General features: G+C 60.4%; 10 protein-coding genes. All 10 read left to right on the top strand.

Annotation, left to right across the window (positions count from 1 at the left end; genetic code table 11):
* The first annotated feature begins 11 nt into the window (after positions 1-11).
* The 10 genes from DKK74_RS07030 to DKK74_RS06985 all read left to right on the top strand — a co-directional run bounded on the left by DKK74_RS07030 (position 12) and on the right by DKK74_RS06985 (position 12,209).
* Positions 12-731, top strand: coding sequence for a pyroglutamyl-peptidase I (locus tag DKK74_RS07030; protein WP_110413667.1), 720 nt, complete (start codon positions 12-14; stop codon positions 729-731).
* Positions 732-875: 144 nt separating this feature from the next.
* Entirely contained in the window at positions 876-2,600 is a 1,725-nt protein-coding gene (locus tag DKK74_RS07025; protein WP_110413411.1) for a cell division protein, read from the top strand.
* Between the two features lie 191 nt (positions 2,601-2,791).
* Positions 2,792-3,808: a CPBP family intramembrane glutamic endopeptidase gene (locus tag DKK74_RS07020; protein WP_110413410.1), complete on the top strand. Its 1,017-nt coding sequence runs from the start codon at positions 2,792-2,794 to the stop codon at positions 3,806-3,808.
* A gap of 111 nt (positions 3,809-3,919) precedes the next feature.
* On the top strand, positions 3,920-5,284 hold the full coding sequence (locus DKK74_RS07015) for a C1 family peptidase (protein WP_110413409.1): 1,365 nt from the start codon (positions 3,920-3,922) through the stop codon (positions 5,282-5,284).
* A gap of 156 nt (positions 5,285-5,440) precedes the next feature.
* Positions 5,441-6,586 carry a 3-deoxy-7-phosphoheptulonate synthase gene (locus DKK74_RS07010; RefSeq protein ID WP_110413408.1) on the top strand — a complete coding sequence of 382 codons (1,146 nt, stop codon included), beginning with the start codon at positions 5,441-5,443 and terminating at the stop codon, positions 6,584-6,586.
* Positions 6,583-7,803: a 3-deoxy-7-phosphoheptulonate synthase gene (locus DKK74_RS07005; RefSeq protein ID WP_110413407.1), complete on the top strand. Its 1,221-nt coding sequence runs from the start codon at positions 6,583-6,585 to the stop codon at positions 7,801-7,803. The genes DKK74_RS07010 and DKK74_RS07005 overlap by 4 nt, the downstream gene beginning before the upstream one ends.
* 65 nt (positions 7,804-7,868) lie before the next feature.
* The gene (gene mtnN / locus DKK74_RS07000) at positions 7,869-8,603 is read left to right on the top strand and encodes a 5'-methylthioadenosine/S-adenosylhomocysteine nucleosidase (RefSeq protein WP_110413406.1); all 735 of its coding nucleotides are present in this window, start codon (positions 7,869-7,871) and stop codon (positions 8,601-8,603) included.
* Positions 8,604-8,982: 379 nt separating this feature from the next.
* Positions 8,983-9,504, top strand: a complete 522-nt coding sequence (rplJ, locus tag DKK74_RS06995; RefSeq protein WP_110413405.1) for a 50S ribosomal protein L10 — start codon at positions 8,983-8,985, stop codon at positions 9,502-9,504.
* Positions 9,505-9,607: 103 nt separating this feature from the next.
* Positions 9,608-9,988 (top strand): 50S ribosomal protein L7/L12, encoded by a 381-nt coding sequence (rplL, locus tag DKK74_RS06990; RefSeq protein WP_045924837.1) that lies wholly within the window; start codon positions 9,608-9,610, stop codon positions 9,986-9,988.
* Between the two features lie 628 nt (positions 9,989-10,616).
* Positions 10,617-12,209 (top strand): variant leucine-rich repeat-containing protein, encoded by a 1,593-nt coding sequence (locus DKK74_RS06985; protein ID WP_181414953.1) that lies wholly within the window; start codon positions 10,617-10,619, stop codon positions 12,207-12,209.
* The last annotated feature ends 1 nt before the right edge of the window (position 12,210 follow it).

Here is a 12,210-nt window from a genome sequence, read left to right as displayed (position 1 = left end):
CCATGGTGCACATGGAGCAGATCAGGGTCATCGTCGCCGGATACGATCATTACAAGGGTGTTGACGTAAACCCCTCCTACCAGGTCTCACAGGCCCTGGCCAAGCATGGCATGGAGGGCATGCGCCCTGTTGGCCCCACTGAGGAGGATCCTTTGGAGGGCGTGGATCTGACTATTTCCTCGGTCACCATGCCTGTCAGCTTCGCCAAGGCCTGGCCCATACTGCATGAGGCCATAGAGCGGGTGCACCCCGATATCATCATCGCCACAGGGCTCAAGCGTCGGGCTCGTGGCATCGCCATGGAGCGTTGCGCCGTCAACCTCAAGGAGGACGATGCTGACGACCATGACAACTTAGGGGAGCGGGAGTCCCGGGATACCGTCCGCCAGACCAGTCGCCAGCCCATTGACCCCCAGGGTCCGGCCGCCTACTGGACCCGACTGCCACTGCGGGCCATCCTGCACGACTTTGGCACCTGCAGTATTCCGGCCACACTCAGCTCGGACGCGGGTACCTATGTCTGCAACGCGCTTTTCTACAACCTGCTGGCATGGGCTGCAGGACACAAGGATGTCCTGGCCGGGTTCGTCAGTCTTCCCTTGGTCAACGAAAGCGACGGACAGGAGTGCGGTCTGCCTCTGGATCAGCAGATACAGGCTGTGCGCGAGGTGGTAAATGAGACCATTCGCTACTATCGGAGACCCTCCTCCAGCCCTATTCTTATTGCCTGAGCCCCGTATGTAAGGTCAATGTGTCGGCAGCTTGTCAGACGGCAAATTTCGGCCTGTCATGGGGTAGAGTCGAGGTAAATCCACCGGACCGAAGACATCTTTGTCACGGGCCGGCATGTCTTGGTGGCGAAGAGGAGTGTTTCCATGGCCGAAGATCAGTTTCCCGTTGTCCTTCGAGGCTATGACAAGGAGCGGGTCGACCAAGCCCTAGCGGCCTCGCGGAGCAATCTGGCCCGGTTGCGTCAGCAGATCAAGGCCGATGACGATCGCATTCTGAAACTGGAGGCGGAACTCCAGGAGGCCAAGTCACGCAAGGTCGAACAGCCGCGCAACTCCTTCGCCTCCCTCGGAGCAAATGCCCAGCAGCTGCTGGCTTCGGCCGAGCAGACCAGCACCGAGCTGCTCAACCGCGCCAAGCAGGATGCGGCATCCACTAAGACCTCCGCCCAGGAGAAGGCGACGACCCTGGTCAACGAGGCCCAGCTTGAAGCCAAGCACATCGTGGACGAGGCCAACGCCAAGGCCAAGTCCATCGTTGAGGCCGCCAACGACGAAGCCAGGACCGTCACCACCACCGCCAAGCAGCAGAGCGAACAGAGCAAGTCCGCGGCCGACAAAGTGGTGGCCGAACGTCGCCAGGCCCTGGATCTGGAGCTGCAGAACTCCCGCGAAGAGCATGAGAAGCGGCTGGCCACCAACAAGGCCACCCAGGACAAGGAGCTGTCCGAGCAGAAGGCCAAGGCCGCCAAGGAGATCGCCGACAAGCGACGCAAGAGCGACGAGGAGATCGCCAAGCTCAAGAAGGATGCCAACGATCAGATTCAGAAGGCCCTGGCCGAGGCCAACAAGAAGCTTGCCGATGTGCGCGAGCAGGTCTCCAAGAGCCTGAATGACGCTCGCAGGCAGGCTTCGGAGATCACTGACAAGGCCAAGTCGGAAGCCCAGCAGATCGTGGACGATTCCAAGGTCACCAGCGCCGAGACCATGGCCAAGGTCAATGCCGAGGCCGAGCAGGTGCGCTCCGACATCGCCGCCCAGCAGGAGGAGGCCACCAAGAAGGTGGGCGAGCTGCTCAAGAGCCTGGAGGAGCGCCGGGTCAAGACTGAGAAGGAAACCCAGGAGCTGATTGAACAGGCCAAGGCCACCCGCAAGGATGCCGATTCGTTCGCATCCTTCAAGCGCGAGGAGTCCGAGCGCAAGGCCAGCCAGTTGCTGGAGGAGGCCAAACAGCGCGCCCAGGCCGAGGTCGAGGCTCAGCGCAAGGCCGCACAGGCTGAGCTGGACGGGCTCAAGGACCACATCACCAAGCTGCAGCACCGGGAAGCCACCATTACCTCTCGGGTCGATGAGTTGCGGAACATCTTCTCCAAGTCCTTCGGCAACTTCGACGGCTTCCATGATGAGACTGTGGTCAATGACCAGGACGAGGGGCAGGCGCCAAGCGTGCCCGTGGTCAACGCGGTGCCTGCCGCTGATCCATTGCCGGCCCCAGCGCCGAAGGCGGAAAGCGAGGATGATGGTGTAGGCCAGCCCCTTGCCGACACCCAGGAAGAAACCCCTCAGGCATCGGACGATCCGGTCGCAGCGAGTCAGCCAGCCGATGACCTGGCAACTGATGACGTGGCAGCTGATTCAGCCGGCAATTCCGAAGATGAGACCAGCGCGGCTGTGACTGTCCGGTCCTCGGCCAATATGCCGACTCAGGTCCTGCCCTCCCCGGCACCGAGCGTCCTGCCCGATGCATCCGACCAGACCGGTGATGCGCCGGCCCAGGCCAAGGGTGTACAGGTGGAGAAGGCGGTCACTGACCAGGAAACCACGGTCATTCCGCCGGTCAATGATGGCGTGACCTCGACCGATCGGGACTGATCAACGAACTTCACTGTTCGTAAGGGCCGGATTGCAGGCATGATTTGCAACCCGGCTTTTTCTTGTCTGGAAGTTGCCCGATCTCATGCCGAAACCGGCATGGGCGTCAATCTCGATCCGAACCCTTGCTCTGGCCTAGAGTCAGTGGTGAAGGGCGCAGGCCATGGGGTCCACAGGGTTGGGAGAGCATCATGCAGCAACCAAATCACTCATTATCAGAGTCACCCGCCACAGATTCGACCGATGCGGATGCGGGCAAACAGGGGGGATCGAGCGCATCTCCAGGGCCCTCACGCTCGTGGAGCGCCCAAGTGCGCCGGGGGGTGGATCTGCAATCTCTCTACGCCTTGGTGTATCTGGTGGTGGCCAACCTATTCGCAGGGGTTCTGAATCTGCCCTCGGTGGCTGCGGCCCTGGGCATTGCCCGTCAGCCGGGACTAGGTGATCTGCTGGGCGATCTGGTCATGCTGATCTTCCTCTTCGGCACCCGTGGCCAGGACCTGCTTGGCCGCGGTTCCACCCCGGTGCGCTACAAGGCTCATACCAATCCCGGTCCGGCCGTGCTTATCGGGGCCATCCTGCTAATTATGCTGGCCAGCAGCATCGAGACGGGCTTCACCTGGGTGGTCAACCAGGGATCCCAGGCCTTGGGGCTGGTCTACCATTCCACCACTTCCCAGATTGCTGCGGGCCAGCACGGGTTCCTGTCGCCCTTGGATACGGCTATCCTGGTCCCTGTTGTCGAGGAGTTTTTGCTGCGCGGCGTGGTCATGGGCAGGCTCAGACCCTACGGGCGAACCTTTGCCATCGTCACCTCCTCCTTTATCTTCGCCTGCCTGCACGGGGACATCACCCAGAGTCTATTCACCTTCTTGCTGGGCCTGGTTCTGGGTTTCATCGCCATGGAATACTCCATCATCTGGTCCATGGCTTTGCATATCTTCAACAACCTGGTCCTGGCCGACGCCATGATGTGGCTGACTCAGACGGTGCCTGCCCGCACCGGCATGATGCTCAACCAGGGTATGACCCTTCTGGGCCTGGTTGGGGGACTAATTGTCCTCTGGTTGATTCGGGGACAGCTGGCAGACTATCTGCGCGCCAATCGCTCACGCCCCGGAACCTATAAGGGCTGGATCTCCCTCGGGTTGGTCGTCCTGGTGGTCCTGGCCTTGGTCAATGCAGCCCAGCGCTTCTCTCTGGCTTGACAGTGCAGTTGTTCACATCCTCCACCAGGCGAACCCTTGATGACTGATTCCCGCTATGCTGGATGCAGGGATGCAGATACATCCGCATGAAAGGAAACAAGGACAGACCGTATGACATCAGCACTGACACCACTGGATCAGACCCGTTTGGAGGGCCTGCGCACCGCCTTCGATGAGCGCGAGGCCAACCACGTCGCCATGAACGCCGTCACTCAGGTAGGCATTGACGAAGTGGCCCACAACTATAATCGCTCCCGCCTGCTCCAACACCGATTTTCGGTCAGCATCGACAATGGTACGGTCACCTCGCAGGCGCATTCCGGCCGTTGCTGGCTCTTCAGCTCGCTAAATGTGGCCCGATTCGTGGCCCGCAAGGCTCTGAACATTGATGGCGAAAGCACCGCCAACCCCATGGGCGACTTCGAGCTGTCCCAGAACTACGCCATGTATTATGACAAGCTTGAGCGCGTCAACTACTTCCTGCGCGACGTAGCGGCTCTGGTGCGTGCCCACGAACCCATCGACTCCCAGCTCATGCGTTTCTTGATGGGCGATGTGATGGGAGATGGCGGTCAGTGGATCATGGCCATGAACATCTATAAGAAGTACGGCGCAGTGCCCAAGCAGTTCTATCCCGAGACTGCCTCCTCCCAGAACACCAGCCAGATGAACGATCAGCTGCGTCGCCTGCTCCACCAGGCCACGGCTCACATGGTGGCCAATCCAGACGGGATTGACGAGATCATCGATAGAACCCTGGAGGCTGGCCACCGTATCCTGACCATTCATTTGGGTACCCCGCCCACCAGCTTCGACTGGGAGTGGACCGACAAGGACGGCGTCTTCCACCGGGATGGCCGGATTACCCCGCAGGAGTTCTGGAAGCGCTACGTGAATGCAGGACTTGAGGACTATGTCTGCCTGGTCGACGATCCGCGCCCAGAGCATCCCAAGGGCCGCAAGATCGGCATCGAGCACCTAGGCAACGTGGCTGGCGGCGATCCCACCGAGTATCTGAACGTTCCTGTGGAGGTCATGAAGGACTGCGCCCGTCGTCTGATGAGCGAGCAGGGCCTGCCAGTCTGGTTCGGTGCCGACTGCCACCCCATGATGGACCGCAAGGCCGGTCAGTGGGCCACAGACCTGTTCGAGTATGGCTGGGTCTACGGTGTGGACTTCGACATGGACAAGGAGCAGCGGGTGCGCTTCGGCGACTCGGCCCAGAACCACGCCATGGCATTCGTGGGCGTGGACGTGGCCGATGACGGCCGGACCACCAACCGCTGGCGGGTGGAGAACTCCTGGGGCGCTGACATTGCCAACAAGGGTTACTTCACCATGAGCGACGACTGGTTCAGCGAGTATGTCTACGAGGTGGCTGTGCCCAAGTCCATGCTATCTGACGAGTATCGTCAGGCTTTTGATCAGGAGGCCATCATGCTGCCCGCCTGGGATCCCATGGGTGCCTTGGCCTGAGCAGCAGCACTAAATTCATCCACTTCTATCCATCAAACTGTTCGTTCCCGTGGTCTATATGCATAGCGGGAACGGACTGTCCACATTGGCCCGGATGCGGGCGGTCATGAGGAATTCGGGCAGGATCGTCGCAGTACGACAGAGAGGAGAGCGACCGTGGCATTCGTCAAGGAACCGGATATCATCCCTGAAGAGGAGCGGCAGTATTTTGCCGATACGGCCGTCTTTCCCGAAACAGTGGATGTCAACATTCGTCAGTTGGATCCAATCCCGGCCCCCAGGGTCTTTCTGCGCTCGCGGCCCCTGGATTCGAAGCGTATGGAGCTGGTCCGGGATTCCCGCCAGGCCATCCGGGACGTTCTGCATGGTCGGGACGACCGGCTGCTGGTCATCACCGGTCCCTGCTCCATCCACGACCCGGAAGCTGCTCTGGAGTACGCCCGTCGTCTGTCGGCAGTCAATGAGCGGTTGAAGGATCGGCTGCTGATTGTCATGCGGGTCTACTTCGAGAAGCCCCGGACTACGGTCGGCTGGAAGGGGCTGATCAACGACCCCGACCTGGATGGAACATTCAACATCCGCAAGGGGATTCGCCTGGCCCGCCAGGTGCTCTGGCAGGTTCTGGGTCAGGGGATTCCGGCGGCCACAGAGTGGCTGGACCCCATCACCCCGCAGTATCTTTCCGACGCGGTCAGCTGGGGGGCCATCGGTGCTCGGAACACGGAGAGCCAGGTTCACAGGGAGCTGGCCAGCGGCATGTCCATGCCCATGGGCTTCAAGAACTCGACCGAGGGCAGTGTAGAGGCTGCGGTCGATTCCTGTCTGGCTGCGGCATCCGAACATCACTTCCTGTCCATCAACCTGGACGGCCATGTCATCGCTGCCGAGACCAGAGGCAACCCCGACTGCCACATAATTCTTCGTGGTTCCAGTCATGGCCCCAATTACGATGCGGAATCCGTCCAGTCCGCCCTGGAGGTCATGCATCAAGCACCGCTGGGCCCTGGTGCCTGCCGCGGTCTGATTGTGGACGCAGCTCATGGCAACTGCGGTAAGGACCCCGTGCGTGAGGCCCTGGTGGTCGAGGAGCTGGCAGACCGTCTCGCCAAGGGTGAGCAGGGCTTGTCGGGCATCATGATGGAGAGTTTTCTTGAGGGCGGTCACCAGAAACCGGCTCCGCTAAATCAGCTGGTCTTCGGCCGGTCCGTCACCGATGCCTGCATTGCCTGGGACAGGACCGAGGAACTGTTGCAGATCCTGGCCGATGCCGTGCAAGCCCGTCGGGAAAGGATGAAGGCATGAGTGGGATGAAGGATGAGCCACAGGAGCCTCTGCCCCGACCCAGCAAGGCCTACGAAGTTGAACTGGTGCACAAGGCGCTGGCGGCCGGCGTCAACCCATTGCAGTCGGGGAACCTACCCAGGTGGGAGGACGAGGTAGGTATAGGTCGGATCGTCAACAGGCGAGTCTTTGAGCTTGACCGCCTGCCTTCGCCCGCGCAGATGCTGACCCGATACCCCTTGGATGGACCGGCCAAGGACCTGGTCATCCGCTCCCGGCAGGAGATTGTGGACTGTCTGCATGGTCGGGACGACCGGTTGCTGGTCATTGTGGGTCCTTGTTCCATCCACGACCCCGATGCCGCGCTGGACTATGCTCGTCGTCTGTCGGCAGTCAATGAGCGGTTGAAGGATCGGCTGCTGATTGTCATGCGGGTCTACTTCGAGAAGCCCCGGACTACGGTCGGCTGGAAGGGGCTGATCAACGACCCCGATCTGGATGGCAGCCACAACATTCAGAAAGGCTTGGTCCTGGCACGGCGTATCCTGCTGGGTGTGCTGGAGACCGGGCTGCCGGCGGCCACGGAATTTCTTGAGCCCACATCGCCCCAGTACATTTCTGACGCGGTCAGCTGGGGGGCCATCGGTGCTCGGAACACGGAGAGCCAGGTTCACAGGGAGCTGGCCAGTGGCATGTCGATGCCCATCGGCTTTAAGAACGCTACGGACGGCAGCGTGGACGTGGCCATCGACTCCTGCTTTGCGGCCTCTCAGCGTCATACCTTCTTCGGGATAGATCACGAGGGTCAGGCCGCAGCCGTCGCGACCATGGGCAACCCCGACTGCCATCTGGTCCTTCGCGGCTCCAAGTCCGGCCCCAACTACGATCAGGACTCGGTGCAGGCGGCCCTTGCCGTGCTGCGCCAGCGCATGCCCAAGGATAGCGCGGCTGCCCACGGGCTGCTCATCGATGCCTCCCATGGCAATTCTGGCAAGGATGAGCGGCGCCAGATCCAGGTTGTCCATGAGTTGGCCCAGCGGATAGGCGACGGCGAGGAGGGCTTTACCGGGCTGATGATGGAGAGTTTCATACGTGGAGGCAATCAGAAGCCGGCCCCGCTGGACCAACTGGTCTACGGGTGCTCGATCACTGACCGCTGCATCTCTTGGCCTGATACTCAAGATCTGCTGGAGGAGTTGGCGGGGGCAGTGGATCGTCGTCGCAGCACGGCTCGTTGACATACAGCCTGCAGTAGGCTGGTCGGGCCGCGGTCGCGGGTGAAATCATGGATAAGGAGTCAGGCATGAGCGAAACGGATGGTTCCCTGGAGGGCGAAGATCGACGGCCGGTTGCCGTCATAGGAGCCATGGATGAGGAGGTGGCCCTGATTGGCCGAGGCCTGGAGCAGGTCGATCAGGATCCCCATGCCGGTGATGCCGGTCTGAAGGTTATATGCGGCACCCTTGATGGGTCGCACGGCCCTGTTCGGTTGGCTGCCACCGTGGGTGGCATGGGCACTGTCAATATTGCCGCCACCACGCAATATCTGATCGATGCCCTCCATCCCAAGGTTGTCATCTTCTCCGGCATTGCCGGCAACCTGAACAAGGACCTGCACATCAATGACGTAGTCCTTGGGGGTACCCTGCGCTATCTGGATACCGACATGCGATTGGTGGCCCAATCGGCCCCCGGCACGGAGGAGTTCCACTCGGACCCTCACCTGTTGGATCTGGCTGATCGGGCCTTGGATGCCATGGGGATCAAGCACATCGTCGGCACCATTGCAACCGGCAACTACTTTGTGGACAGCCCGGAGAAGATCGCACAGGTCAAGGAGCAGACTGGGGCCGATGCGGTCGAGATGGAGGGTGCGGCCGTCTGTCACGTGGCGGCCCGCAACAAGGTTCCGGCTCTGGTCATCCGCGCTCTGAGCGACAACGCCGACACCGACTACGAGGTTTTCCGGGAGTTTGACATATCCAAATATGCCGACACAGCTGCCAAATTGGTGCTGGGCATCGTACGCGAGCTCTGAGTGCAGATCAACAGGAGCGCTTGGCCGAGTGGCATGGTGGTGCCTATAGGCCCGCGTTCTGGTGGGCTGTACCCGTTAAGGTTCGGGTGCCGTGAATCTGCGCCCGTTATGCGGCCCGCAAAAATGGTAGAAGCCGAGCTTGTCGTGTATATGGACTTGACGGCTGCGGCCGACCTGTGTATTATTGCCGTTTGCATACCAAAGACCGTTGGTCGGGACCCTTGGGTCTCCTAAGTTCGGTTGATCGAGCCAGCACAGGTTGAGTTTCAAATTGGTCTTCGTGACCTGTTTTTTGCTCTGCCTGTCGGCAGGGCTTTCTTTTTGCCTGTCATGCTCAGTCGTCCGGCTCCCTCCAGAGGTCTGTCTAGGAAGGAACGCCATGAAAAGGCCCGAAAAGGAAGAGGCTGTCGCCAGGCTGACGGACAAGTTCCGTGACGCCGATGCTATCATCCTCACCGAGTACCGTGGGCTCAGTGTTCCGCAGGTCGCCGATCTGCGAAACAAGCTAGGCCGCGATACTTCCTACAACGTGGCGAAGAACACGCTAGCCCGGATTGCGGCCAAAGAGGCTGGAATCGGGGGTCTCGATGAGATGCTTGCCGGCCCCTGCGCCATCACCTTCGTCAAGGGTGATTACGTCAATGCCGCCAAGACGCTGCGCGATTTCGCCAAGGACAACCCGGCACTGATCGTCAAGGGCGGCTTTATTGATGGAGCTGTTGCTGACGCGGATGCCGTGAAGAAGATCGCGGATCTGGAATCCCGCGATGTTCTGCTCTCCCGGATGGCCGGCGCGCTCAAGGGCACCATGTCCAAGGCCGCCAACCTGTTCGTCGCTGTGCCTACCAAGGCCGTGCGCACGTTCGACGCCCTGCGCGAGAAGCAGGAAAAGGCCGCCTGAGTCCACGCCCATCGGCCCGGATTCATACGGCGAATACAAGAAAAGATGTTCGGTGATCGGCTTACCAGTCAATGCCGGTCGCCACAAATGAAAGGAAGCCATTATGGCCAAGCTCTCTGCTGACGAGCTCATCGACGCGTTCAAGGAAATGACTCTGGTCGAGCTGTCCGACTTCGTCAAGAAGTTCGAGGACGAGTTCGATGTCGAGGCCTCCGCCCCTGTGGCCGTGGCCGCTGCCGCCCCCGGCGCCGCTGCTCCTGCTGAGGAGGAGAAGACCGAGTTTGACGTCGTCCTCTCCGCCATCGGTGACAAGAAGATCCAGGTCATCAAGGCCGTCAAGGCTATCACCAACCTGGGCCTGGCCGATGCCAAGGCTCTGGTTGACGGTGCCCCCAAGGCCGTCCTGGAAGGTGCCAAGAAGGAAGACGCAGACAAGGCCAAGGCCCAGCTGGAAGAAGCTGGCGCCACCGTCGAGCTCAAGTAGTCATTGGCTCTTTCTGAGCTCTTGCATGCTGGAAAGCCCTGTGCTGTCATCGACAGCGCGGGGCTTTCCTCATATCCGGCCTGACCATAGGGGTGAGGTGTGGGGGTGCGCCGCTTTGCTCGGGGACGATCCGCACCGATGTCCATGGGACGGTCCTTCCTGCGGTTGCGGATTTACGTACCCGGGCGCCCAAGTTCAAGGACTGACGGGCGGATAAGGATTCATCTGAAACAATTTGTTCATTGTCGTAATCAAGTTCGGTCAGGTTGCTCTGTCCACACTGACAGAGAGTTGTAGACTGCTGTCGGGTCAGCCTTTATATGTGCACCCGATGTACGAAAAAATCCACTCCGGGCCAAACGATTATGAGATGTTTGCTATCTATACGAAGGCGGCGCAATGTGTCTGAAATGCTTCATGGCCTGCAATGAGCTCCGGGGCGTATTCGCAATCAGGTCTGCAGATGCTCCTGATTCAGTCGGCTCCCAAGCACTGCTCAATGTCTGCGAGCCTTTCATGTGTCCTTTATCAGTTAATTCGGCACGCAATCAATCCTATCTCTGGGTTTCATGACAGAATAGGCGGTAGTACCGAGTGAAGGCGGCTGCAGATTTGGGAGGTCGAAAACGTGAGTGACGATCGGCGACCGGGGCAGGTGTGGATCATTAAGTTCAATGGTGTGGAAGAGACCCGGCTCAAGCCTGGCGAGACCGTCGAGATCGGTCGCAAGCCTCTGCGTCCGCTGGCCGATGACGGTCGGCGTCGTTTGGAGGTGCCCGATCAGACCAAATCCATGTCCAAGCGGCATGCCATTTTCGCCGTCGATCAGGACGGTCTGGCCACCCTGCGCGACATGGGCTCCACCAATGGGTCCTATCTGATTCAGTCCGACGGATCGCTGGTCAGGCTGCCTGTGGATGCCGCTTACCCACTGTCCAGCAGCTCAGCTCGTTTCCAGTTCGGTGATGTTCCTGTCGATTTCGTGCGCATCAGCAATCCCGAAGAAGACCAGACCGATCCTTCGCTCCGGGTACCTGACCTCTTCTCGTACTCCACACAGCCCCGCGGCGCAGTGGAGCCTGATGCAGCTGAGATGTCCGTTGACGACATTCTGGATATGCGCGCCGGCGAGCCCACCGGCATCTTCAAGGCCGACGGGGTCCGTAACCGGGTCACTGCCCTTCATGATATGGCCCTGGGTGCCGCCAAGACAGCCGATTCTTCGCAAGAGACCGCCGGAATTTCACAAGATCGTCCCAAGTCTGCCTCAGTTGACCGCGACTCGGAGGATAGCGCGTCGCCGACTTTCTCCGGAAGATCAGCTTCTGTGAATCCGCGTGACTCGCAAGCGCGGTATTATGACAATCCTGATTCAGCAGAGCATGGACAGACTGACAAGGGATCGGCCGATGCTGGATCGGCAGATGGCCAGGTATCAGACCGTCGCCGGGCCTATGCCGACCAGCCGGATGACAAAGAATTCGAAGACCGCGAGGGTGCCCGGCGTGAAGGGGACTTCCAGGCTCAGGACTCTCGTGGCGAAGGCCGTCGACCCCTGCCATGGCAGGAGAACGAATCCGAGCGGGGTCTGCCGTTGGTCGGCACTCAGGAGGAGGACAGGCAGCCGGTCGACCGCGACCTTTTCGCTGATGCTCGTCGCTCGCGTTCCGCTGACTCCGCTCCCAATCAGGAACGCTATGACCAAGATGCTCGTGATGATCGTGGTCAACACGATGATAGCGCGTCTTTCGGCTACAAAGGCCATGCGGACGATCAGTCCGGACAAGGCCGGGGGGGCGAATCAGGCTCGGCCCAGGGGTTCACCCCGCTGGGAGCTGTAGAGCTGGCTCGCCTGTCCAAGGAGGAACCGGATCAGGCCCGGCGTCCTGAGTCAGCGGATAAGCCGGATGATGACCATCGATACCAGCCGGCCTTTGAGCCAGGATCCGTCTTCGAGCGGGTTTCCAAGGGTGACTATGACCGTGGCCGGGATGCCATCGAGGTGGACGGGATGAGTTCTGAAGATGCCAAGCGAACCGGGGACTTTGCTCTGCAGTTCGCCATGGCCAAGCATCGGCAACTGCTGCCTTTCCTGGCGATGAACCCGGCCCTTTATGATGATCTTTACGCCTGGTTGGAGGCTCAGGGCGACCGGGACATCGATGCGGCCCTGCAAAACAATGACGGGTATCACGAGTATCTGAACGCCGTGCGGAAGTGAG

The organism is Bifidobacterium asteroides (genome assembly GCF_003202755.1).
Classification (GTDB): domain Bacteria; phylum Actinomycetota; class Actinomycetes; order Actinomycetales; family Bifidobacteriaceae; genus Bombiscardovia; species Bombiscardovia asteroides_F.
Note: the sequence above shows the minus strand (reverse complement) of the source record. Positions and strands in the feature narration are given on the sequence as shown.

Coding starts and splice junctions, on each gene's coding strand:
- DKK74_RS07020 (WP_110413410.1), top strand. CDS start 2,792: ATGCAGCAACCAAATCACTCATTATCAGAGTCACCCGCCACAGATTCG.
- DKK74_RS07015 (WP_110413409.1), top strand. CDS start 3,920: ATGACATCAGCACTGACACCACTGGATCAGACCCGTTTGGAGGGCCTG.
- DKK74_RS07025 (WP_110413411.1), top strand. CDS start 876: ATGGCCGAAGATCAGTTTCCCGTTGTCCTTCGAGGCTATGACAAGGAG.
- mtnN (WP_110413406.1), top strand. CDS start 7,869: ATGAGCGAAACGGATGGTTCCCTGGAGGGCGAAGATCGACGGCCGGTT.
- DKK74_RS07005 (WP_110413407.1), top strand. CDS start 6,583: ATGAGTGGGATGAAGGATGAGCCACAGGAGCCTCTGCCCCGACCCAGC.
- rplJ (WP_110413405.1), top strand. CDS start 8,983: ATGAAAAGGCCCGAAAAGGAAGAGGCTGTCGCCAGGCTGACGGACAAG.
- rplL (WP_045924837.1), top strand. CDS start 9,608: ATGGCCAAGCTCTCTGCTGACGAGCTCATCGACGCGTTCAAGGAAATG.
- DKK74_RS07030 (WP_110413667.1), top strand. CDS start 12: ATGGAGCAGATCAGGGTCATCGTCGCCGGATACGATCATTACAAGGGT.